The following is a 21,253-nucleotide window of genomic DNA, read 5'->3' as shown; positions in this document are numbered from 1 at the left end:
GGAACGTCTGCGCCAACGCCCGTCGGTCCCACGGTGTTCCTACCGGCGTGCGATGCTGCCGAGCGTGGCACGCGGCGGAGCGAGCACGGAGGCGGCGCGGTCCGGATCGGCCGCCGTCTCCCCGGCCACGCTGCGCAAACTCGAACTCGCTGCCGGTGACCTCGCGCTAGCGTGCCTGGTAGCGATGGAGGAACACCAGCCGTGGTTCGCCCGGCTGCCGGCCGAGCAGCGCTCGGCGGTGCTGTTGGTCACCCAGACCGGCGTGGCCAACTTCGTCGCCTGGCTCGGCGAGCGGGGGCAGTCGATCCGGCTCACCGCGGAGGCCTTCCGCATCGCCCCGCGAGACCTCGCCCGGCGGCTGAGCCTGCGCCAGACCGTCGACCTCGTCCGCATCGCCACCGACGTCTTCGAGCGGCACCTCCCGCCGCTCGCCGCCGACGAGGACGAACGGCACGCCCTCGTCGAGGGGGTCCTGCGCTTCGGCCGCGACATCGCCTTCGCCGCGGCAACGGTGTACGCGGGCGCGGCCGAGACCCGCGGCGCGTGGGACGCCCGGCTCGAGGCCCTCGTCGTGGACGCCGTGGTGCGCGGCCCGGATGCCGACGGCGGGGCCGACGACGCGCTCGTCTCCCGGGCCTCCACGCTGGGCTGGGACCCGGACGTGGCGGTGCGGGTGGTGGCCGGCAGCCCGGCCCCCGACACGGCCGCCGAGCGCCTCGGCGAGCTGCGCCGTCAGGCAGCCAGGGCGGGCCGCTCGGTGCTGGTGGGGGTGCAGGGCAGCAGGTTGATCCTGCTGCTGTCCGAGCCCCCCGCCGGGAGCGGACCGGGGAGCGACACCGGCGAGGACATCGGCGGCCTCGTCGACGCCTTCGGAGCGGGCGCGGTGGTGGTCGGCCCGGTGGCCGGCGAGCTCGCCACGGCCCATTGCAGTGCCCGCGACGCGCTCTCCGCGCTGCGTGCCGCGCCGGGATGGCCCGATGCCCCGCGGCCGGTCGCCGCCGACGACCTGCTGCCCGAGCGCGCGCTGCGAGGCGACACGGCGGCCCACCGCAGGCTGGTGGAGTCGATCGTCATCCCGCTCGAGACGGCGGGCGGCGAGCTCCTGCACACGCTCGCCACGTACCTGGAGGGCGGCGGGGCGCTCGAGGCCTGCGCGAGAACGCTCTTCGTGCATCCCAACACCGTGCGCTACCGGCTGCGCCGCATCTGCGACCTCACCGGCCGCAGCCCGTTCGACCCGCGCGATGCGCTGGTACTGCGCACCGCCGTCATCGCGGCGAGGCTGACCCTCGGGCGAGATCCGGGGGCTTCGGCGTGAGGTGCGCAACGCCTACAACACAAAGGGAATGGGCAGTGACTTACCCGACGAGTGACCGGAGCTGCGTTGGAGGAAACCTCCAAATCCCGGGGCCGGAGTTGGTGCGTGCCGGTATCCCCGCGGCGTCCGCCGCCGGTGTTCCCTGGTTCTCGTGATCGCGTTGCTCGCACCTGGTCAGGGGTCCCAGACTCCTGGCATGCTCGCCCCCTGGCTGGATGATCCGACGGCAGCGGAGACGCTCGCCAGATGGTCCGCCACCACCGGCCTCGACCTCGGCCATCTCGGCACGGACGCCGACGCCGAGGAGATCAAGGACACGGCCGTCACCCAGCCGCTGGTCGTCGCCGCTGCGCTGCTCGCCGCCGCCCGGCTCGGCGGGCGCGCGGAGCTGCCCGCCGCCGCGCCCGCCGCGGGTCATTCCGTCGGTGAGCTCGCCGCAGCCGCCGTTGCCGGGGTACTCACCGCGGACGCCGCCGTCGCGCTCGCCGCCGTGCGTGGGCGCGCCATGGCCGCCGCCTGCGCGCTCGAGCCCACGGGCATGAGCGCGGTGCTCGGTGGGAAACCCGACGACGTGCTCGCCCGGCTCGACGAGCTCGGCCTCGACCCGGCCAACCGCAACGGCGCGGGGCAGATCGTCGCGGCCGGCCCCGTGGCGGCGTTGGCGGCGCTCGCCGAGAACCCGCCGGAGCGGGCCCGTGTGAAGCCCCTGGCCGTGGCCGGGGCCTTCCACACCCGGTTCATGGCGCCTGCCGAGGAGACGATGCGCTCCCACGCGGCCGAGGTCTCCCCCGCCGACCCCACCCGCCCCCTGCTGTCCAACGCCGACGGCACGCTCCTCTCCGACGGGGCAGAGGCACTGCGTAGGCTGGTCGCCCAGGTCACGCGGCCGGTGCGCTGGGATTCCTGCATGGCCACCTTGCAGGAGCTGGGTGTCACCGCCGTGATCGAGCTGCCGCCGGCGGGCGCGCTCGTCGGGCTGGTCAAGCGCGACCTCAAGGGCACCGCGACCGTGGCCCTCAAGACTCCGGACGACCTCCAGGCGGCCGTCGACCTGATCACCGAGCACGCGGGGGCAGAAAAGTGACGAAGCTGAAACTGGCATCCACCACGGCGGGCGCCCGGATCCTCGGACTGGGCAGCGTCCAGCCCGACAACGTCGTCACCAACGACGACCTGGCCCAGCGGATGGACACCAACGACCAGTGGATCCGCGAGCGGGTGGGCATCGAGAGCCGCCGCATCGCGGAAGAGGGCACGCTGCTGGTCGACATGGCCGCAGAGGCCGGGGCCCGCGCCGTCAAGGACTCGGGGCTGACGCCGAACGAGATCGACACGGTCATCGTCGCCACCTGCACCATGCCCACCCCGATCCCCAACGCCGCCGCGCAGACCGCCGACCGCATCGGCATCCCCGCGCCGGGAGCCTTCGACATCAACGCCGCATGTGCGGGGTTCTGCTTCGGGATGGGCACGGCGGCCGATCTCGTGCGCGGGGGCAGCGCACGCAACGTCCTCGTGATCGGCGCGGAGAAGCTGTCCGACTGGCTCGACTGGACCGACCGCTCGACGGCGATCATCTTCGCCGACGGGGCCGGCGCGGCCGTCCTCGGACCGGCCTCGGACGAGGCCTCCGTCGGCGTCGGGCCGCTCGCATGGGGCAGCGCCGGTGACATGTCCCAGACGATCCACATCAAGCCGGACAACAACGCGCTCGCCCAGGAGGGCCAGGCCGTCTTCCGGTGGGCCACCACCAAGATCGCCCCGGTGGCACTACGGGCGATCGAGCTCGCGGGGCTCACCCCGGCCGACATCGACGTCTTCGTGCCGCACCAGGCCAACCTGCGCATCGTCGACGCCGTGGCCAAGCGGCTGCGCGCCAAGGGCGCCCGCGATGACATGGTGGTGGCCGACGACATCCGGCACTCCGGCAATACTTCGTCGGCGTCGATCCCTCTCGCGCTCGACCACATGCGCGCTGACGGGCGGCTGCGTTCGGGCGACACCGTGCTCCTCGTAGGCTTCGGCGCGGGCCTGTCCTACGCCGGCCAGGTCGTCGTCTGTCCCTGACCTCCGATCCGACGACTCCAGTTCCCACCAGAAGGAGAACCACCGTGGCTGACAACACCGAGATCCTCAGCGGCTTCGCCGAGATCGTCGAGGAGGTCGCAGGTATCGACCCCGCCGAGGTGACCGTCGAGAAGTCCTTCGTCGACGACCTCGACATCGACTCGCTGTCGATGGTCGAGATCGCGGTGCAGGCCGAGGACAAGTTCGGCGTGAAGATCCCCGACGACCAGCTGGCCGAGCTGAAGACGGTCGGCGACGCGGTGGACTACATCGCGAAGAACCAGTGAGGCACCTGTACGCGGCCGTTCCTGCGGAGGCAGCATGAGCACAGCTCCCGACGTCGTCGTCACCGGGCTCGGTGCGACGACCCCGCTCGGCGGTGACGTCGCGTCGACGTGGGAGGCGCTGCTCGCCGGCCGGTCGGGCGTCCGGCGCATCGACGACGCCGACCACGAGTGGGTGGAGCGCCACCAGCTGCCTGTGAAGATCGCGGCGCCGCTGGCGGTGGCACCCACCGAGGTGCTCCCCCGCGTCCAGGCGCGCAGGCTCGACCGGTGCGAGCAGGTGGCGCTGGTCGCGGCCAAGGAGGCGTGGACCCAGGCCGGTCTCGGTGATCGCGACAACATGCAGGTCGACCCCGAGCGGCTCGCCGTCGTGGTCGCCACCGGCATCGGCGGCGCGGTCACGCTGCTCGACCAGGACGACCTGCTGGAGAACAGCGGGCTGCGCAAGGTCTCACCGCTCACCGTGCCGATGCTGATGCCGAACGGCCCCGCGGCCTGGATCGGCATCGAGTACGGCGCGCAGGGCGGCGTCCACGCTCCCGTCTCGGCGTGCGCCTCCGGTGCGGAGGCACTCGCGTGGGCGCTGCGGCTGCTGCGTGGGGGCGAGGTCGACGTGGTCATCGCCGGCGGTGCGGAGGCCTGCATCACCGGCATCACCGTGGCCGGCTTCGTGCAGGCGCGCACGCTCTCGCAACGCAACGACGAGCCGGAGCGGGCCTCCCGTCCGTTCGACGTCGACCGCGACGGGTTCGTGCTCGGTGAGGGCGCCGGGATCATGGTGCTCGAACGTGCCGACTTCGCGGCGGCGCGCGGAGCCACGGTGCACGGCAGGCTCGCCGGTGCCGGGCTCACCTCCGACGCCTACCACATCACCGGTCCCGAGCCGGAGGGCATCGGGCAGTCGCGGGCCATCGCCAAGGCGGTGCGCGACGCCGGGCTGGAGGCGATCGACGTCGGCCACGTCAACTGCCACGCCACGTCCACAGTGGCCGGCGACGTGGGTGAGACGCGCGCGGTGCGCAAGGCCCTGGGCGACCACCCGGTGCTCACCGCACCGAAGTCCGCGCTGGGTCACATGGTGGGTGCAGCCGGGGCCGTGGAGAGCATCATCACGCTGCTCTCGGTCAAAGAGGGCGTGATCCCGGCGACGCTGAACCTCGAGAATCTCGACCCGGGCGTCGAGCTCGACGTCGTGGCGGGTGAGCCGCGCAAGGTCGACCTCGAAGCGGCCGTGTGCGACTCGTTCGGGTTCGGCGGCCACAACGCCGCCGTCGTCTTCACCGGAGCGTGAGCGAGAGCGTTGCCCCGCCAGAGGCGACGGCAACGCTCTTCTCCCGCCTCACCCCACCTGGTGCAGCCAGGTGACCGGGGCGCCGTCACCGGCGAACCGGAACGGCTCCAGGGCGTCGTCCCACGCCGAGCCGAGGAGGTCGTGCATCCGGGTGGGCAGCTGGCTCGCCGGCACCTCGGCGAGGAGGGCCCGCAGCCGGTCCTCCGCCACCACGATGTCGCCGTTGGCGCTCGTCCGCCCGGACCACAGACCGAGCGTAGGAACATGACAGAACCGTTCGCCGTCCACGCCGAAACTGGGCTCCTCGGTCACCTCGAACCGAAGCATCGGCCAGGCACGCAATGCGCCCGCAATCGCGCCACCGGAGCCGGCCGGACCCGTCCAGCTGCATTCCGCCCGCATCTGACCGGGCACCGCCGGTTGGGTAGCCCACTGCAGGGACACTTTTGTCCCGAGCACGCCTGATATCGCCCACTCGACGTGCGGACAAACCGCAGTCGGCGACGAGTGGACGAAGACCACGCCGCGTGCGTTCACTGCAGACCTCCAACGTCGACGAGGATCGTCTTCCCCTACGTCCTCACGCCGTGGCAGCCCGCTCATGCAACCGGATCGTTCCCGGTTTTGTTGTGGTGATCAGTCTGCACGAACCTGCGACGACACGGCCAGCACGCCGCGACGGGTGGGCGTGTCGTGCGACGAGCGACAGATCCGTGACGCTGCGCTATCGAATTACCCCCGTGCGGTAACTCATCGCTGCGGAAGAGGCCCACCATCGAGGTACATGTTGTCCTCCAGAACCGCTCGGCGTGACACCCGAAGGGGAATGTCCCCGGCCCCACGGCGGAATCGATTCCCGGTGATGACCACATCGGTCATCACCGCGGAGGGCGAATCCTGCTGCACCGTGTATCGACCGCCACCGAGGACGTTTCCCCTGATCACCACGGGGCCGTCGGCACGCCGACCCGCCTTGTCGGGCGCCAGCAGCACCGCACTCGCCCGCCCGGGGCCATCACCGAGCTCGATCCTGTTGTCCTCGACGAGGACATTGCTGCCCGTTCCCCGGAGCACCAGCGCGTGAGCATCGCCACCCGGTGTCGGCGCGAAGTCGTGCACGTTGCTATTGCGGAGCCGCGCCCCTTCGCCGAGCCGGGCGCCATCATGCGTTACACCGACGATTTCGATCCGTTCACCGCTCCACCGGTCGCCGCCTATTGCCGCCTCGGGGAAGTCGCCGGTAAGCGTCACGTCCTCGATTCGCACCGAGCCCGCCGCCGTGGTGACGATCCCGTAGGGAGTGGCACCGTCCCCGGTCACACGGCTGCGACGCACCACCACGTCAGGGGCGTCCACCACGATCCCGCCGCGCACGTCCCATCCGTCCAGCACCGCACCGGCGACGGACAACGTGATCGAACCGCCGGAACAGAGCTCGCCGATCCCGGCGGGAAGACCCACGCTGCCCCGCTCCGGCGGGTTGTAGGGGCCGGCCGCATCGCACCCGACGGCAGCCGTCGGGGCGAGGGTGACGCTGGGGCCGGGACCACCGGGGAAGGTGCCTCCCTCGGTGGCCACGATCACGGCGGACACGGCGAGCACGCACGCCGCGAGGGCGAGCCCCGCACGCACGAGAACCCGACCCTGCCCACCCAACCCCTGCACGGCGCGAAGCGTACGACCGACGCATTTCGCTGTCCCCGCCGGGTTCTACAAAGAGTGAATTGTTATCACGTTGTGTAGTGAGCGATGCCGTTCTCCTCGCCGGCTGTCACAAGACCGCGCTCAGCCAGCAGATCGAGATGGACCGAGGTCTCCAGCGTCGCGAGCATGGCGTTGAACGGGTCGAGCTCGTCCAGGCGCCGGTCACGGCGGGTCCAGGGCAGCGCCTCCGCCACCTCGTACGCCGTGGAGCGTCCGGCCTGTACGGCACTGAGGGTCGCGTCGAGTCGCTTGGCGTGGTGGGCGAGCAGTTCGTCGACGCGCTCGTGCACGCGCATGCCGACCGGACCGTGCGCCGGAAGCATCGCCGCATCCGGACGTGCCCGTACGAGCTCGAGCGAGGCGATGAAGTCGGCCAGCGGGCGGGGCGAGGTCACCGCCTCGAACCCGATCGAGGGCGTGATACGCGGCAGCACGTGGTCGCCGGAGAAGAGCAGACCGCCACCGTGGTCCGCGAAGACCACGTGCCCCTGCGTGTGCCCCGGCGTCGCGAGCGCCTGCAGCACCCGTTCCCCGCCCGCGGCGGCGTCCAGCACGAACTCCGCGCCGTCCTCGATCCAGTCGTCGGGGAACTCCCACACCGTGCTGTCGTGCGGCGCCTCCCCTTGTGCCGCGATCCTCGGGAGCAGAGCCTGGCCGCCGGCGCGCCGCAATCGCCCCAGGTGGGCCGGGCCTCGCCGATCCGGCCCGTTGATCACCTCGAGCGCGGGCTGCTCCCCGCGCCCCAGCGCCACCCGCATGCCGAACTCCCGCCGCAGCACGACGGCCTGGGTGTAGTGGTCACGGTGGACGTGGGTGACCAGGAACCGGCGCACATCGCCCAGCCCGGAGTCCAGCCGGGCGAGCGCGCTCCGCAGAAGATCGTCCGCGCGGGCCAGCGCCCATCCCGAGTCGATGAGCGTCCACCCGTCGCCGTCCGCCACTGCATAGATATTGACGGCCCGGAGCCCGTCGTTCGGGAGCGGCAACGGGATGCGGTAGACACCGGGGGCGCAGCGGAACACTCCCGGAGCGGTCCAGTCACCGTCCGGTTCATCGTCGGGGATCACGCCCGCGACGATAGGCGTCTTGGCGTCACGGTGCGCGACGCTGCCCGGCCGGCCACGTACCCCCGGTGAGAGCGCCCACTTTTTTCAAGACCACTCTTCAGTGAACCTCGACGTACCCGAAAGTGTTGCAACCGTCCGTTAGTGTCCATCTCATTGCGATCAACAGCCCCCGTTCGGGGGTCACGAAGGAGGATGCGCACGATGGCTGCTGACGGAATGCGACACCCAGATCTGATGGGGGCGCCGTTCCTCACCGTGGCCGAGATCGCCCAGCGCATGCGGGTGTCGAAGATGACCGTGTACCGGCTCGTACACAGCGGCGAGCTACCGGCGGTGCGTTTCGGCCGGTCGTTCCGTGTGCAACGGGCGGCTGTGGAGGAGCTCATCCGCGCGGCGCGCTACGAGGCCGGGCGTGACGCCGTCGACGCCCACACCGCCGCCGCCAGGGCGAACTGAGGTCCGGTCGGAACACGCCGCGTACCGAACGGCACGGGGCAGGACGCGGAGCCCGGTTCTCTGCGCACGACCCGCACCACGGGCAGTCGCCACCTGGTGGGGCGTGTTCGGCGTCCGACGGCTCCCATGCCGGTGCGCCCGCGAGGCGCTGCCGGGGCAGCACGGTGCAGTGGCGCGAGCTGGTGCGCCCAGCGGAGCCGAGGAGCGCACACGCGGGCTGACTGCACGGTCGCGGGATCTCGGTTCTCGTCGGTGGCCGTCGCTACCGTGGCCCTCCACGTGCTCACTCCCGGGAGGCCCCGTTGCTCGACCACGTCTCGATCCAGGTCACCGACGTCAATGCCGCGGCGGCGTTCTACCTGCGGGTCTTCGCGCCTGTGGGCGTCCGCGAGGCGATGCGGTTCGACCGCGACGGGCAGTCCGTGGTCGGGCTGTGCGGACCGGACGGCCTGCCGCGGTTCTGGCTCGGGCCCGCGGGCACCGCGGCGGATCGGGAGGTGCATCTCGCCTTCTCGGCTCCCAGCCGCGCCGCGGTCGACGACGTGCACCAGACCGCTGTGGCGGCCGGTGCCCAGATCCTGCACGCGCCGAAGATCTGGCCGGAGTACCACCCCGGCTACTACGGCGTGTTCCTCAGGGATCTCGACGGCAACAACGTCGAGGCGGTGCACCACGGCGCCCCGTGACACGAGCACGTTCCGAGGTCCACGGCTCGTCACGCACCGGTGTCCAGTGGAGCCTTCGCGCCGGCCGGCCGGATGCGCCCCAGGCCAGGCACGAACCGGCCGGTCCTGGCCGCGTAGCGGGTGTAGGTATCGCCATGGACGCGGTGCAGGTAAGGCTCCTCGACGACACGCACCTGGATCTGCGCCGCGCCGATGAGGCAGGCCAAGGCGAGGACCGCGACGAGGGTGGGAGCCATGAGCGCGACGCCTGCGCAGACCGCGACCATGCCGGTGAAGGTCGGGTTGCGGATCGAGCGGAACAGCCCGCTGTTGATCAGCTCGGTGCGTTCGGTGTCGTCGACCCCGATCCGCCAGGAGGAGCCCATCGCGGCTTGGGCGAGCAGCACCACCACCAGCCCGGCCAGGCCCACGACGAGCCCGGCGGCGGCGAGCGCGGGGTGCGCGGGCAGCACCGGCGCGGTGATGCCTGCGAGCACCAGCGCGGGTGCCGCGAGCCCGAGGAGGAGCGCGATGGGGAACAGCACCCCACCCCACCAGGCCGGCGATCCTGGCCGGCCGGAGATGCCACGGAATCCGCTCGTGCCGGTCCGGCGGATCTGCAGCCAGGAGCGGACCCCGAACGCGAGCACCAGGCCGGCCAGGTAGAGCAACAAGGCCACCCAGGCCCAGCCCGCCGGGCTCATCGGGTCTCCCCCGTGCAGCAGGTGTCGGTGCAGCCCGGAGCGCATCGCCAGTCGCCATCGCCGCCCGGATCGTCATCGCGTTCATCGAGGCGGACGGGCGGGCAGCAGGTCTCGCCGCGCAGGGCTTGGCGGCCTTCCCGGACCGCGACGACGGCCAGGCCGAGAGCGACCACGGAGTCGGCCCACCACCAGCCGAACATGGAGTTGAGCACGAGCCCGACCAGCACCGCCGCGGACAGGTAGGTGCACAGCAGCGTCTGCTTGGAGTCCGCAACCGCGCTGGCCGAGCCCAGCTCCCGTCCGGCCCGGCGCTGGGCCCAGGACAGGAACGGCATGACGACCACACTGATCGCGACCAGCACGATGCCCACCAGCGAGTGCGCGGGCCGCTCGGCACCGATCAGGTTGCGCACCGCCTCGACCGAGACGTAGGCGGCGAGGGCGAAGAACGAGCCCGCTATCACCCGCAGCGCCACCTTCTCCCGCCGCTGCGGGTCGGGGCCGGCGAACTGCCAGGCCACCGCGGCGGCTGAGCTGACCTCGATCACCGAGTCCAGCCCGAACCCGATCAGCGCGATGGAGCCCGCGACCGTGCCGGCGGAGATCGCCACGACCGCCTCGATCACGTTGTAGGTGATCGTCGCCGCGACCAGCCACCGGATCCGCCGGTGCAGCACGGCCCGCCGGACGGACGTCACCCCTGGGACGCTCACGACGCCGCCTCGGCCGCATCCGCCACCGCGATCTCCGAGATGCCGGTGGGTTCGCCGTAGACGGGGCAGAGCGCCACCGCCTCTCCGGTCTGGACGAGCAACGCCTCGGCGCTGCGCAACAGGTCGATCAACTCGGGCCGGGTCAGCGAGTAGAACGACTGCCGCCCCTCGGCGCGATAGTCGATCAGCCGGCAGTCCCGCAAACAGGCCAGGTGCTTCGACACCGTCGACTGCGCCAACCCCAACGCCCGGGTCAGGTCCACCACCCGGGCCTCACCCTCGGCCAGCCGCCGGACGATCGCCAGCCGCGTCGGATCGCCGAGGGACCGGAACAACGCCACCGCCGGCCCGAGATCCCGCCCACAACAATCCATCGCCACAAGGCGATGCTAGCGCCGATTCGAGATCAATCGGAAGGCCGCGGGCACAGCTGGTGCCCGCCGCGAGGCGGCATCGCTCGTCCGGGCATCCCCGCTGGGGACGCAAGTACCGGCCCGCGCGAGGGAGAACCTTCGCAAACAGGACTTAGTGGTGCTTGTTACGCTCCGACCATCGTGACCCGCAGCCGGATCTCCAGCACCGCCAGTCCCGTGGCGAAGCGTTGGAGCCTGCTTGCCGTCATCGCGCTGGTGATCCTGACTCAGGCCTTTACGTGCCAGGCCGTCCTCGCCTCTCCTTCGGTCCCGGCCGCCGCGATCTCGTGCCAGAGCGACACCGGGCACGACGTCGTCTGCGAGTTCAGCTCTGCCGCTGTCGCCGGTCGCGACACGAGACGCGACGATCCCGGCACCCAGGTGGCGTTGCTCGCCGCTCTCGTCACGATCACGGCCGCTGCAGTGGCGCGATTCCTGGCCGCCGCCGGGCCCCGGGAGTGGGCACCGCGAAAGTCGCTTCGAGGTCGGCACCGGCTCATGGCCCTCTGCATCACACGTGTCTGATCAGACCAGAGGCATCCGGACGACCGGCAGCCCCGGCTCCCGATCATCTGCCTGAGCCATGCGCATGGCCCGCTTTTCGCGGGATGCCTCATGAACCCGCTCCGGACCCTCCACAGCCGTTTCCGCCGACCGAAGGCAAGCCTGTGACCGGCACCCATGTGATTCGACGTCGACGCTCCCTGGTCCACCGCGGCGGCCTCTGCGTTGCGGCTGCTCTCTTGCTGATCGGCTGCGGAACAGGAACCGACGCCGTCGCCGTCGGCGACTCGTTCGAGTTCGTCGCTCCCGGAGGCCAGACGACGATCTTCTACGATCCCCCGGCGAGCCGGGGCCGTGCAGGCGAAATGTCCGCGAAGAGCGTGACCGAGCCGGGCGAGCGCATTTCACTGTCCGACTTCGCGGGGCAGGTCGTCGTCGTCAACATCTGGGGCTCCTGGTGCGGTCCGTGCCGGGAGGAGGCGCCCGCACTGCAAGAGGTGCACGACATCGCCCGGCCATCGGGCGTGACCGTTCTCGGCGTCGCCGTCCGCGACGATCAGCAGGCAGCGGCCGACTTCATGCGTAATTGGAACCTGACCTACCCCTCGCTGTTCGATCAACCGGGACGCACGCTGGCGGCTTTTCGCGGCTTCCCGCGCAACACCATTCCGTCGACGCTCGTCCTCGACCGGTCGCATCGGGTCGCCGCCGTCTTCCTGACGACGGTTCGCGCATCCGAACTGCTCTCGGTCGTGCAACGAGTCGCCTCAGAACCCGCGTGAGCGGCGTCGTCCGCTTCCTCCAGAGAGGCCAACCATGACCAAGAACCTCAAAGTCACCGTCACTGTCGCGGCCGTTGCAGCGGCCGTACTCGCTCTCGTTCTTCTCGTGAGCCGGCCCAGCACACCGGCACCGGAGAGCGCAGAGGCATCCGCAGGCTCCCCCGTCTCGTCCGAGGTCCTGGTTCGGGAGAACAGCCACCGGCTCTCCACGGCGGCCGACGGAAGAGTGACACTCGTGGAGTTCCTCGACTTCGAGTGTGAAGCCTGTAGAGCCGCGTTCCCGCTGGTCGAACAGCTCCGCGACGAGTACGCAGGCCGAGTCACGTTCGTCACCCGGTACTTCCCCATCCCCAGCCACGCGAACGCCGAGAATGCGGCGGTAGCGGTGGAAGCTGCGGCCCGGCAAGGTCGGTTCGAGGAGATGTACCAGCGGATGTTCGAGACCCAGGCCCAGTGGGGTGAACAGCGGGAATCCAAGGTCGACGTCTTCCGCGGCTTCGCTGCCGACATGGGGTTGGACATGGCTGCGTACGACCGTGCGGTCGCCGATCCGAACACTCTCGAACGGGTGCTCGCCGACAAGCGCGACGGGGAGGCCGCCGGAGTCCAGGGCACGCCGACCTTCTACCTGAACGGCGTGCAGCTCAGGGTGCGGTCCGGAGACGACTTGCGTGCAGCGATCGACCTTGCTCTCAACCGGTAGGGGTGAGTCGACGTGACTTCCACCGATGCGGACACCCGCGAAGCGAGCACTACGGCTCAGCGTCACAGAAACGTCGCAGACACCGGCCTCGTCACATTCCTGTCACGCGCAACCGCGTGGATCCTGACGGCGGGCGGCGCGCTCGGCACCGTCGCCGCATTCGCGCTCATCCTCGACCGTATCTCGCTCCTGAAGGACCCCGACTTCGTACCCAGCTGCAGCATCAGCCCGCTGCTGTCATGCGGTTCGGTCATGACATCGCCACAGGCCGAGGTTCTCGGGTTCCCCAACCCATTGATCGGCGTGGTCGCGTTTCCCATCGTGACCACCATCGGTGTTGTCACGGTCGTCGGCGGCGCCGTTCCACGATCGGTGTGGCTGGGACTGCAGTTGGGCGCTGCCGCCGGCCTCTTCTTCGTGCATTGGCTGATCGGCCAGAGCCTCTACAGCATCGGCGCCCTGTGTCCGTACTGCATGATCGTGTGGGTCGTGACGATCACGATGTTCTGGTACGTCACCTTGCACAACCTGACTGCAGGTCACCTACCGATCCGCGCGAGATGGCAACAAGCAGCAGCGCACATCGCGCGTTACCACAGCGCGATCCTCAGCCTCTGGTTCCTCGTGATCGTCGCATTGATCGCCGTCCGATTCTGGCCGTACTGGGTGGGGCTGGTCTCGTGACGCCCGCCGTCACCCTCCGGTCCGGGCAGCACGGCGCAACGTGAACGCTGCGAGCCGAACGGTCAGCGCGTCGAGCACGAACCCGGCGAACGACCAGAGGCCCACCGGGTTGCCGTGCGCGCCGCCGAAGCCCACCAGCGGGCCGATCAACGGCACCAAGAAGCTCGCCACTCCTATCGCCCCGACGATCGCAGCGGCCAGCATGATCTCGCGGCGAGGACGGAGGAGCAGAGCGACGACGCCGGCCACGGCAGCAGCCGCAAGCACCCACGAGACGGCATTCGCAACAGGACCGGCTGCGGCCTCCAACGCCAGCACAAGGTGCACCGCACCGGTTGCGGCCCAGACAGCGGCTACGACTTTGCGGCCACCGCTGGGCAGGGGAGCGTGATCGGACATGGCGGACATCTTGCCCTTCGGATCTTCGAGCGGAACGTGAGCGGCCGAGAGTGAACGCCACGGTGTTCGAGGCCGTCGACGACAGCCGTCCACCGTAGTCGCCCCGCCGCGCTGCGCGGCCTGCCCGAAGCGTCGCTATCACCGCGCGTAGAATCGAACATTCAGGACGAAACACGTAGGAGCGTGGCGCATGACGAGGCTCACCTTCGCCATCGGCGGGATTCTCACCGCGTTGGGGATCGTCGCGTACGTCGCGACCGGGGCTGCCAGCATCACCGCGCTCATCCCCACGTTCGTCGGCCTGCTCCTACTGGTCTGCGCCGCCCTCGCGCGCAGGCCGGCGCTGCGCCGCCACAGCATCCACGCCGCACTGGTCGTCGCCGTGCTCGGTGCGGGTGGATCGCTCATGAACGTGGTCAAGCTCGGCGATGTATTCGCCGGCACCGCCCAGCGCCCGTCAGCGATTGTCGTCAGTACGATCATGTTCGTTCTGCTGGTGATCTACATCGTCATGGGAGTGCGGTCCTTCATCGCCGCACGCCGCTCCCCGGCGCCCACGGAACGTCTCTGAGTCTCATTCTCGATGTGAGGCGCGACGATCCTTGCCGGATCAGGCTCGGGCAAGCGCTCCCGGCCCCGGTGCCGATCCGCTCTGGGCGGCTCGGATTTCCTGAGCCGGGTTTCCGCTCCACACTGCGTTCCGCGGCATTTCCTCGCCCTTCATGAGGAACGAGTCGGTCGCGAGCACCGCACCGTCGCCGATCGACGTGCCGTAGTGGACGAAGGCGCCGACCCCGAGCGTGCACCCGGTGCCGATCACGATGTGGTCGGACTTGAAGGTGCCGTCCTCCTGCGAGTGGCATTGGATCTTGCTGGACGCATTGAGCGTGCAATGATCGCCGATGGCGACGAGGGTGCGCTCGGTTATCGTGGCACCGTCGTCGAAGACCCCTCGACCGATCCGGACGCCGAGCAGGCGCCACACCAGGCTCTTGAACGGGGTTCCGTTGAGCACCTGGAGGTAGGCCACCGCGGGCACCTTCCAGAATCGTTCATGGCGCCAGAAAGCAGGGTCGTAGATAGAGCAGAACCGCGGCTGCAGGTTGCGGAAGCGCGCGACAATACGCTCGACCAGTATCCAGTAGGCGATGGTGAACAGAAGCGTGATGGCGCCGACCAGCCCGATTGCAGCCTCGTTCCTCCTGTCATAGAATTCCAGGATCCCGGCAAGCAGGAGAGTGAGCCCGAGAGCGTATATCCAGCGGACCAACAGATATAGCGCCATGGTGACGACGTTGTGCCTTCTCTTCGCGGCGAGTCGACGATGCAGTCCTCCATCTGCAACCATGTCGTCGTACATGCCGTCCCGCTGGACGGAGCGCGGGATCGCGAAGCTGGGCGATCCCAGGAGCCCGGTGTTCTTCCGAATCTCGCCGGCAACGGGCACCATCACCTTGGTGGCCAGAAGGCAGTTGTCGCCCACAGTGCTCTGCGCGGGGTAGGGGATGTTGTTCCCCAGAAAGCTGTTGGACCCGACCGTCGCCCGGGAGAGACGGAAGGACGTGTTGGAAAACTCCGCATTGATGATCGAGAGACCATCGGCGACCACCGTGCCGCTGCCGACAGTGGCCAGGTATGGGCTCTCGTGCCGTACCTCCATGCCGAAGTTCGACCCGGTCTGCACCACCGCCGGAAGGTCGTAACCGATCCATCGCAGATAATGGACGACGAGGTTGCTGTCCCCGAAGAGCCAGGTGAAAAACCTGACATTGGTCATTCGCGCAATCGCCTTGTGGATCCCGTAATGGAAACCGTAGAGCGGGTAATCCCGATCGGGCTTGATCGCGAGATTCAGCAGGCGTGGCACGGAGCCGACGACGAGTAGGCCCAAGATCACGAATCCGAAGAAGAGCACCGTGCCGGCGATCAGGATGTCGACGTAGTACGTCCACGCCGAGAACACTGCCGACGCCGGGTTCAGGAGCCCGTTGAGCTGCGGAACCTCGACGAGCAGCAGGATCACGCCACCAACGGCCAGCGGCACGTACACAGCAAACGCGATCAGCAGTTGCGCGAACCCGTACAGAGCGCTTCTCAGGCTGCCACCGTCAGCGCGGGTGACCGTGCAGTAATCGACCTCGGCCGGTTGCGCAGGGGACCCGTGCCAACGCTCACCGGCCGGCACGGCTTGCCCGGCATGCAGCGACGAGGAGTGGCCGAGCTGAGTGCCGTCGCCCATCGACACATCGATGTCGACCACCGTCATCTCACCGACGAACACGTTCTTTCCCAGCGTGACCACGCCGGTCTGAATCATGCCGTTGTGAGCGCGATAGCAGGAGATGAACGAGTCCTTGCGGACGACCGTACCCGCCCCGATCGTGAGCAGGTCGGTGCAGACAGGGATGTTGCGGGAGAAGATCGCGACACCACGGCCGATCTTCGCGCCCAACGCCCTCAGATAGAGGTTGAGCAGTGGCGACGCCGTGCTCGATCGCGATCGGCCGCCGATGGCCACGAGGAGCGGGTTCGATCGGATCAAGGTCTTGACGATCCAGAATCGGACGTAAGCCAGGCTCCATACGCGGATCTCTCGGGGCTTCCACCGCCCGATCAGGATCCATTTCGCCGCGATCGGAAGCGTGCACATCCCGACAAAGGCCGCACCCCCGAACAGGACCGACCGCAAGTAGATCTCGCCCACACCGGCTGCAGCCGAGATCCAGGTATAACTCAGATCGCCGACGACACCGACGAGGTAGGAGTATCCGAGGAAGACGAGCAACTGCAACGCTCCGCACAGGATGTACTCCGCCCTGCGTGCGGGTGCCGCCTCCGCCCTCAGCGCCACGTTCCTTTCCAGGTCTTCTTCGAGAGGAGAAACGGGTGGGGCGAGCGCTTTCGTCAGATCACGTACCGTCGGATGGCGATAAATCTCCTTCATCGAGACGTTCGGGAGGTCCGGCCGCTTCCTCGCCCACGCACAGAACCGTGCCATCACCATGGAGTCGGCACCGAGATCGCCGAAGAAGTCGGCGTCCACTGCCACTTCATCGACATCCAGGATACCGGCCAACTTCTCCGCGAAGGCCTCGCCGATATCGATTCTCGAAACGATCCGCCCATTGTGAATGGGCGACGACTCGGCGAGGTCGACCGGAAATCCCTTGATAAGGTTCTCCACCGCATGAGCTCCTCTGGAAGAGATCGAGAAATGCCCCCGCGTTACGGATCCGACAAGCGCCCTCTCCCACCCCGCCCCGGAAGCGCCACATTTGACGAGGCCCAGCCCCATCGGGCTGACCAGGGCAGGCTGCTGCAGGTGGCACAGAGGCTTGCTCTACCCACCGTAGGTTCGAGTAGCGTTCAACAGTTAAGTGTCTGGTAAAACGATCACAAATATACGTTTACTTACCAGGCCGTGGGATCTGTCCCCCGATTGCATGTAACGAGGCCCAGCCGGCGTAACCCGCCCGGGCGTCCGCGGGCGACATGACGGTCGTCCCTGTCGTAGTGTCCGGCCGCGTTCGCAGCGGATGGGGCGCCCCTCGGACTCCCACGGGTGCAGTCGGCCGTCTCGCGCTGCAGAACCGCGACCTCCGCGTCAGCTCGAGGGGCTCCGGGGAGGAGCCCCTGGGCTCTACGGCTGCGATCCGGCAAGTACTCGCAGTCCTCATCGACAACGCGCTGACTCACGGCGTGGGCACCGTTGACGTCACGGTGCGCGATGCCCCTGACGCTGTGGCGATCGACGTGTCGGACGTGGGCTCGGGCATCCGCGAGCCCACGGATGTGTTGTTCGCGCGCAGGGCGGAACGGCGCAGCGGAAATGGAATCGGTCTCCCATCGGCCCGCCGCCTTGCCCAGGCCGAAGGTGGCCGGCTGTTGCTCGCCGGCCGGACCCGCCCACATTCACCCTCCTGCTTCCGGCCGCAGGAATTCTGGATGATCACGGTCGAGCTCGGGCCGTCGAGGACGATCAGCAGCCAGGACCAGGCGCGGGCGGTCACCCTTCACAAGGGCTGATCTCCAGCATGTATCCGTGGCCGCGAACGGTGACGATCTTCGGAACACGGACTGCCGCAGATGCGGCTCTCCCCATCTTCCGGCGCAGCGCAGCAATATGAACGTCGAGCGTTTTGGTCGGGCCGAACCAGTGCTCGTCCCAGACATCCGTCATCAGCGTCTTCCGGCTCAGCGCCGCCGCGGGCTCCGCGGCCAGGCGGGCGAGCAGGTCGAACTCCTTGGGACGCAGCTGCAGCTCCCGCCCGGCGACCGTCGCACGACGACGGGAGAGGTCGACGACCAGGTCACCCACCGGTCGCACAGACCGACCCGGCCCCTCGTTGCGGCGCAGATGCGCACGAACACGAGCAAGGAGTTCGCTGAGCCGGACCGGCTTGAACAAGTAGTCATCGGCCCCCGCATCGAGTCCGACCACGACATCCATCTCAGCCGATCGGGCCGTCAGCATGACTATCACGCAGGCAGGCTGAGCGTGGCGCAGCTGTCGGCAGACCTCGATTCCGTCGATGTCCGGCAGGCCGAGGTCCAGCAGCACGAGGTCGAAAGGCGTCACCGACGCCTGGGCGAGCCCCTTCTCTCCGAACCGCTCCCACACCACCTCATGACCGCGGACACGGAGACTCGAGGTCAGAACTTCTCCGATTGTCAGGTCGTCCTCAATGAGGAGCAGGTGGCCGGTCATGGCGATATTGTCGCAAGCAACACTGTTATTTCGCTGTATCGGAACCACTGATCTTCAGCGTGTTCACAGGCGCATTGGGAGACACTTAATATCGGGTGATCCATGACCTTCCTGGCGAGCAACATACCGACTCATGTCAGGCAGCACCGAAGCCCCTGATCCGGTGCCAGAACCGGATCGTCAGGCGTTCAGCGATGCGGCCCGCGCGGCGACCACCGGGATGCACCCGCGAGGCGGGCTACCGTGGGCGACGATGTCGGCTCCGGGGCGTTCCTGGGTGAGCTGGTCCTCGGGCACGGACAGCGCGTTCGCCCTGCACGTGGCGAGGGCGTCGACGGCCTGCTGACGAGCATCGACGCCCGGACGGAGCGCGTCCCGGTGCATGTCGGCCCCACGCGCTCGTGCGGGCACAGGCACGGGCTCTGCGGCCGCCGCTTCGCACCGTCGCTCTTCCCTGGCCGTGCCCGCCTGCGACACCAGGACCTCGGAGGACCCGGGCCGCAGCGCGAACCCACGGACGGCGCATGGCCGGTTGTGCACGGGTACGGGTCTGCCGGACCTTCACCTGCTCGCGCCCCACCATGAACACCCAGCGACTTGCGGTTGCCGAGGCTACGTTCTGCCCGTATGAGCAGCGACGAGGCCGGAGGCAGCCAGGGGATCCTGCGTGGCGTCGTGCTGGCCGGAACGACCTCATTGCTCACCGCGGCCGGACACCTCGCAGGCGGCGGCACGATTCCGTCGCTTGCGCTGCTGATTCTCTTGTTCCCGCTGCTCACAGGGGTGTTCGTGGCCATCGCTCGGCACGTCGCCGGCGTGGCGGGCACCGTTGTACGACTCGCCGCGGGCCAGGTCGTCCTGCACTACCTGATGGTGCTGATGCACCCGACCCACGCTGTTGCGGATCCGATGGCGATGTCGAGCTGGCGGATGCTCGGGATGCATGCCGCGGTCACCGTCGCCACCGCCGTGGCGGTGCGTCACGCCGATGCCGCGATGCTCGCGGTAGGTGCCGTACTGCGCCGGGTAGTGCCACGACGGCTCGTCCTTCCAGCCGTGCAGTGCCCGCTGCCGAGAGTGGTCGTGCCCGAGCCCGCGGTCCCCGCGCATCTGGCGCGAGCTCTCTCAGTCGCGCATATTCGCCGTGGGCCTCCGGTGGGGTCCTCAGCGCTCCAGCATTGAGCGCTTCGCACCCTGCCCCTCAGTCCGATAGCGCGCCCGTTCTCCGGAGTCATCCATGGCCAGACCCTCCACAGCGGAATTTCCCCCGTCCGAGTGTTCTGCGAGCCGAACCGCACGTCGCGCCATCCCGCGTGTCGCTGCTGTCGTCACCGTCGCCGGAGCAGTTGCCTTCGTCGGCGCCACCCCGGCCTTTGCCCACGTCACACCGCAGCCCGACACTGCGACGCAGGGCAGCGAGACCGTCATCGCTTTTCGTGTGCCCGATGAGTCCGATGTCGCAGACACCATCGCCCTGTCGGTCACCATGCCCACCGATCATCCGATCACCTCGGTGTCCACCACGCCCATTCCGGGCTGGAACGCGACCACGAGGACGGTCCCGCTCAATCCGCCGGTGCAGGTCGACGGTGAGACGCTCACAGAAGCCATCGGCTCGGTCACCTGGACCGCGGCCCCCGGTAACCGCATCGCGCCCGGGCAGTACCTCGAATTCCCGGTCCTGATCGAATTCCCGACCGGCGTCAGCGAGGTGATCCTGCCGACCAGTCAGACGTACGACAACGGTGAGGTCGTCGACTGGAACCAGCCGCCGAATCCCGACGGCTCCGAGCCCGAGCGGCCCGCCCCGAGAATCATGCTGACCGCCGCCACTCCGACTGGGCGCGATCAGAGCGCGGCTCCTGGGAGCGGGAACGGTCCACGTGCCGGCGAGACCGACTCCACCGCTCGTTGGCTCGGCGGCGCCGGCCTGCTTCTCGGAGCGCTCGGTCTCGGCGTCGGTGTCGGCGCCCTCCTGCACGCCCGCCGCGCAGCGAAAAGAAACTGAACCCGGCGCGATCGAACTCCGGCCGCGCGCTCGGCCGCCGCGGCGTTGGAGCAGATCCGGAGGCACGATGAAACATGATCGAGCCAGACCCCGATTTCGACGCCCCTGGGCACTCGCGGCGGCCCTCCTGAGTCTTCTCGCGACTGGATGCCGAGGTCCGGAACTGGCGAGCTATCCGGGGCCTCCCGAGGGGGTTCGCCTGATCGCCGAAGAATTCTTGAAGCCTGACGCGAACCCGTTGGCGCTCACCCTGGCTCTCGAACCGGCGTACGAAGACTACGCCGCCGTCTTCGACGAGGAGGTGCTCGCCGCCGCACGGATCCACTACGACGGATTCTGGGCGAAGCCGTCGTGGATCGTGTCCCCCGCGCCGGGCCAGACCGAGTTCAGGATCGAGATGGCGACGAGCGAACAACTCGCGGCCGGGACCGGCGCCGCGCCCCAGTTCCCGGGCGGTTACCGAGCGATCGCGCCGCATTTGAAACCCGGACTGACGATCTATGAGATCGTCTTCGTCGCACCCGGCCAAACCAGCGGCGTGATTCTCGACGGCCTGGTGCACGTCAACGGGAAATGGCGAATATTCCCCGCCCCATGGCGCGTGCTCACCGTGGACGAACCCGGCCACCGGCACTAGCCGGCAGTGCCGGCCGATCGCGAGATCGCCGCGGTCCGCCGCGGCCGGCGGCCCTTCATGCGCGGCCCGAAGTGAGATGTGACCGTCGGTGTGGAACCAGCGACCGACAGATGACGACCTCTTCTACCGACAGTAGAGGAGGGTGA

26 protein-coding genes are annotated in these 21,253 nt (G+C 69.0%); 16 read left to right on the top strand and 10 right to left on the bottom strand.

Going from position 1 to position 21,253, the window contains the following annotated elements:
• The first annotated feature begins 64 nt into the window (after positions 1–64).
• From MMF94_RS37670 to MMF94_RS37650, 5 genes are all read left to right on the top strand, one after another.
• Entirely contained in the window at positions 65–1,318 is a 1,254-nt protein-coding gene (locus MMF94_RS37670; protein ID WP_241042260.1) for a PucR family transcriptional regulator, read from the top strand.
• 151 nt (positions 1,319–1,469) lie between these two features.
• A complete protein-coding gene (locus MMF94_RS37665) occupies positions 1,470–2,402 on the top strand; it encodes an ACP S-malonyltransferase (protein ID WP_241042259.1) in 933 nt (310 codons plus the stop codon).
• Complete coding sequence (locus MMF94_RS37660) at positions 2,399–3,385, top strand: beta-ketoacyl-ACP synthase III (protein WP_241042258.1); 987 nt, start codon at positions 2,399–2,401, stop codon at positions 3,383–3,385. The genes MMF94_RS37665 and MMF94_RS37660 overlap by 4 nt, the downstream gene beginning before the upstream one ends.
• Positions 3,386–3,429: 44 nt before the next feature.
• The gene (locus MMF94_RS37655; RefSeq protein WP_241042257.1) at positions 3,430–3,672 is read left to right on the top strand and encodes an acyl carrier protein; all 243 of its coding nucleotides are present in this window, start codon (positions 3,430–3,432) and stop codon (positions 3,670–3,672) included.
• 34 nt (positions 3,673–3,706) lie between these two features.
• Positions 3,707–4,960, top strand: coding sequence for a beta-ketoacyl-[acyl-carrier-protein] synthase family protein (locus tag MMF94_RS37650; RefSeq protein ID WP_241042256.1), 1,254 nt, complete (start codon positions 3,707–3,709; stop codon positions 4,958–4,960).
• 48 nt (positions 4,961–5,008) lie between these two features.
• Here MMF94_RS37650 and MMF94_RS37645 read toward each other — a convergent pair whose 3' ends face one another.
• From MMF94_RS37645 to MMF94_RS37635, 3 genes are all read right to left on the bottom strand, one after another.
• Complete coding sequence (locus MMF94_RS37645; RefSeq protein ID WP_241042255.1) at positions 5,009–5,497, bottom strand: DUF3145 domain-containing protein; 489 nt, start codon at positions 5,495–5,497, stop codon at positions 5,009–5,011.
• Positions 5,498–5,710: 213 nt separating this feature from the next.
• Complete coding sequence (locus MMF94_RS37640) at positions 5,711–6,625, bottom strand: right-handed parallel beta-helix repeat-containing protein (protein WP_241042254.1); 915 nt, start codon at positions 6,623–6,625, stop codon at positions 5,711–5,713.
• A 65-nt stretch (positions 6,626–6,690) separates the two neighbouring features.
• Positions 6,691–7,731, bottom strand: a complete 1,041-nt coding sequence (locus MMF94_RS37635; RefSeq protein WP_241042253.1) for an MBL fold metallo-hydrolase — start codon at positions 7,729–7,731, stop codon at positions 6,691–6,693.
• 201 nt (positions 7,732–7,932) lie between these two features.
• On the opposite strand from MMF94_RS37635, the gene MMF94_RS37630 reads away from it, so the two are divergent.
• Both MMF94_RS37630 and MMF94_RS37625 read left to right on the top strand, forming a co-directional pair.
• Positions 7,933–8,187, top strand: a complete 255-nt coding sequence (locus MMF94_RS37630; protein WP_241042252.1) for a helix-turn-helix domain-containing protein — start codon at positions 7,933–7,935, stop codon at positions 8,185–8,187.
• 302 nt (positions 8,188–8,489) lie between these two features.
• Positions 8,490–8,873: a VOC family protein gene (locus MMF94_RS37625; RefSeq protein WP_241042251.1), complete on the top strand. Its 384-nt coding sequence runs from the start codon at positions 8,490–8,492 to the stop codon at positions 8,871–8,873.
• Positions 8,874–8,902: 29 nt separating this feature from the next.
• On the opposite strand, the gene MMF94_RS37620 is transcribed toward MMF94_RS37625, so the two are convergent.
• From MMF94_RS37620 to MMF94_RS37610, 3 genes are read right to left on the bottom strand one after another with little or no spacing between them, the layout of a single operon-like run.
• The gene (locus tag MMF94_RS37620) at positions 8,903–9,556 is read right to left on the bottom strand and encodes a methyltransferase family protein (protein ID WP_241042250.1); all 654 of its coding nucleotides are present in this window, start codon (positions 9,554–9,556) and stop codon (positions 8,903–8,905) included.
• Positions 9,553–10,269: a cation diffusion facilitator family transporter gene (locus MMF94_RS37615; RefSeq protein ID WP_241042249.1), complete on the bottom strand. Its 717-nt coding sequence runs from the start codon at positions 10,267–10,269 to the stop codon at positions 9,553–9,555. Before MMF94_RS37615 ends, MMF94_RS37620 begins: the two co-directional genes overlap by 4 nt.
• Complete coding sequence (locus MMF94_RS37610) at positions 10,266–10,643, bottom strand: ArsR/SmtB family transcription factor (RefSeq protein ID WP_241042291.1); 378 nt, start codon at positions 10,641–10,643, stop codon at positions 10,266–10,268. The genes MMF94_RS37615 and MMF94_RS37610 overlap by 4 nt, the downstream gene beginning before the upstream one ends.
• 180 nt (positions 10,644–10,823) lie before the next feature.
• On the opposite strand from MMF94_RS37610, the gene MMF94_RS37605 reads away from it, so the two are divergent.
• The 4 genes from MMF94_RS37605 (at position 10,824) to MMF94_RS37590 (ending at position 13,355) form a co-directional block, all read left to right on the top strand.
• Positions 10,824–11,207: a hypothetical protein gene (locus MMF94_RS37605; protein WP_241042248.1), complete on the top strand. Its 384-nt coding sequence runs from the start codon at positions 10,824–10,826 to the stop codon at positions 11,205–11,207.
• Positions 11,208–11,551: 344 nt separating this feature from the next.
• Positions 11,552–11,968 carry a TlpA family protein disulfide reductase gene (locus tag MMF94_RS37600; protein WP_338104414.1) on the top strand — a complete coding sequence of 139 codons (417 nt, stop codon included), beginning with the start codon at positions 11,552–11,554 and terminating at the stop codon, positions 11,966–11,968.
• Positions 11,969–12,002: 34 nt separating this feature from the next.
• Positions 12,003–12,671, top strand: coding sequence for a DsbA family protein (locus MMF94_RS37595; RefSeq protein WP_241042247.1), 669 nt, complete (start codon positions 12,003–12,005; stop codon positions 12,669–12,671).
• 12 nt (positions 12,672–12,683) lie between these two features.
• Positions 12,684–13,355 (top strand): vitamin K epoxide reductase family protein, encoded by a 672-nt coding sequence (locus MMF94_RS37590; RefSeq protein WP_241042246.1) that lies wholly within the window; start codon positions 12,684–12,686, stop codon positions 13,353–13,355.
• A gap of 9 nt (positions 13,356–13,364) precedes the next feature.
• On the opposite strand, the gene MMF94_RS37585 is transcribed toward MMF94_RS37590, so the two are convergent.
• Positions 13,365–13,754: a hypothetical protein gene (locus tag MMF94_RS37585; protein WP_241042245.1), complete on the bottom strand. Its 390-nt coding sequence runs from the start codon at positions 13,752–13,754 to the stop codon at positions 13,365–13,367.
• Positions 13,755–13,944: 190 nt separating this feature from the next.
• Here MMF94_RS37585 and MMF94_RS37580 point away from each other — a divergent pair, with 190 nt between their 5' ends.
• Positions 13,945–14,325 carry a hypothetical protein gene (locus MMF94_RS37580; RefSeq protein ID WP_241042244.1) on the top strand — a complete coding sequence of 127 codons (381 nt, stop codon included), beginning with the start codon at positions 13,945–13,947 and terminating at the stop codon, positions 14,323–14,325.
• A gap of 39 nt (positions 14,326–14,364) precedes the next feature.
• Here the strand turns inward: MMF94_RS37580 and MMF94_RS37575 are convergent, their stop codons facing one another.
• Entirely contained in the window at positions 14,365–16,938 is a 2,574-nt protein-coding gene (locus MMF94_RS37575) for a Pls/PosA family non-ribosomal peptide synthetase (RefSeq protein WP_241042243.1), read from the bottom strand.
• 515 nt (positions 16,939–17,453) lie between these two features.
• On the opposite strand from MMF94_RS37575, the gene MMF94_RS37570 reads away from it, so the two are divergent.
• Positions 17,454–17,780: an ATP-binding protein gene (locus tag MMF94_RS37570; RefSeq protein ID WP_241042242.1), complete on the top strand. Its 327-nt coding sequence runs from the start codon at positions 17,454–17,456 to the stop codon at positions 17,778–17,780.
• Here the strand turns inward: MMF94_RS37570 and MMF94_RS37565 are convergent.
• Together MMF94_RS37565 and MMF94_RS37560 are read right to left on the bottom strand one after the other, a co-directional pair.
• The gene (locus MMF94_RS37565) at positions 17,761–18,462 is read right to left on the bottom strand and encodes a response regulator transcription factor (RefSeq protein WP_241042241.1); all 702 of its coding nucleotides are present in this window, start codon (positions 18,460–18,462) and stop codon (positions 17,761–17,763) included. The two genes, MMF94_RS37570 and MMF94_RS37565, sit on opposite strands and share 20 nt — an antisense overlap.
• A gap of 180 nt (positions 18,463–18,642) precedes the next feature.
• On the bottom strand, positions 18,643–18,846 hold the full coding sequence (locus MMF94_RS37560; protein ID WP_241042240.1) for a hypothetical protein: 204 nt from the start codon (positions 18,844–18,846) through the stop codon (positions 18,643–18,645).
• A 243-nt stretch (positions 18,847–19,089) separates the two neighbouring features.
• On the opposite strand from MMF94_RS37560, the gene MMF94_RS37555 reads away from it, so the two are divergent.
• From MMF94_RS37555 to MMF94_RS37545, 3 genes are all read left to right on the top strand, one after another.
• Positions 19,090–19,644 carry a hypothetical protein gene (locus MMF94_RS37555; protein WP_241042239.1) on the top strand — a complete coding sequence of 185 codons (555 nt, stop codon included), beginning with the start codon at positions 19,090–19,092 and terminating at the stop codon, positions 19,642–19,644.
• A 55-nt stretch (positions 19,645–19,699) separates the two neighbouring features.
• The gene (locus MMF94_RS37550) at positions 19,700–20,470 is read left to right on the top strand and encodes a YcnI family copper-binding membrane protein (RefSeq protein ID WP_379660511.1); all 771 of its coding nucleotides are present in this window, start codon (positions 19,700–19,702) and stop codon (positions 20,468–20,470) included.
• A gap of 217 nt (positions 20,471–20,687) precedes the next feature.
• Positions 20,688–21,107 carry a hypothetical protein gene (locus MMF94_RS37545; RefSeq protein ID WP_241042237.1) on the top strand — a complete coding sequence of 140 codons (420 nt, stop codon included), beginning with the start codon at positions 20,688–20,690 and terminating at the stop codon, positions 21,105–21,107.
• Positions 21,108–21,253 lie beyond the last annotated feature (146 nt).

Source organism: Pseudonocardia alaniniphila (assembly GCF_022524485.1).
GTDB lineage: Bacteria > Actinomycetota > Actinomycetes > Mycobacteriales > Pseudonocardiaceae > Pseudonocardia > Pseudonocardia alaniniphila.
Note: the sequence above shows the minus strand (reverse complement) of the source record. Positions and strands in the feature narration are given on the sequence as shown.

Bases quoted from the DNA above. Each gene is read 5' to 3' on its own strand.
- MMF94_RS37610 (WP_241042291.1), bottom strand. From the start codon at position 10,643: ATGGATTGTTGTGGGCGGGATCTCGGGCCGGCGGTGGCGTTGTTCCGG.
- MMF94_RS37580 (WP_241042244.1), top strand. From the start codon at position 13,945: ATGACGAGGCTCACCTTCGCCATCGGCGGGATTCTCACCGCGTTGGGG.
- MMF94_RS37585 (WP_241042245.1), bottom strand. From the start codon at position 13,754: ATGTCCGATCACGCTCCCCTGCCCAGCGGTGGCCGCAAAGTCGTAGCC.
- MMF94_RS37620 (WP_241042250.1), bottom strand. From the start codon at position 9,556: ATGAGCCCGGCGGGCTGGGCCTGGGTGGCCTTGTTGCTCTACCTGGCC.
- MMF94_RS37560 (WP_241042240.1), bottom strand. From the start codon at position 18,846: ATGCACCGGGACGCGCTCCGTCCGGGCGTCGATGCTCGTCAGCAGGCC.
- MMF94_RS37650 (WP_241042256.1), top strand. From the start codon at position 3,707: ATGAGCACAGCTCCCGACGTCGTCGTCACCGGGCTCGGTGCGACGACC.
- MMF94_RS37565 (WP_241042241.1), bottom strand. From the start codon at position 18,462: ATGACCGGCCACCTGCTCCTCATTGAGGACGACCTGACAATCGGAGAA.
- MMF94_RS37600 (WP_338104414.1), top strand. From the start codon at position 11,552: ATGTCCGCGAAGAGCGTGACCGAGCCGGGCGAGCGCATTTCACTGTCC.
- MMF94_RS37550 (WP_379660511.1), top strand. From the start codon at position 19,700: ATGGCCAGACCCTCCACAGCGGAATTTCCCCCGTCCGAGTGTTCTGCG.
- MMF94_RS37595 (WP_241042247.1), top strand. From the start codon at position 12,003: ATGACCAAGAACCTCAAAGTCACCGTCACTGTCGCGGCCGTTGCAGCG.
- MMF94_RS37630 (WP_241042252.1), top strand. From the start codon at position 7,933: ATGGCTGCTGACGGAATGCGACACCCAGATCTGATGGGGGCGCCGTTC.
- MMF94_RS37555 (WP_241042239.1), top strand. From the start codon at position 19,090: ATGAGCAGCGACGAGGCCGGAGGCAGCCAGGGGATCCTGCGTGGCGTC.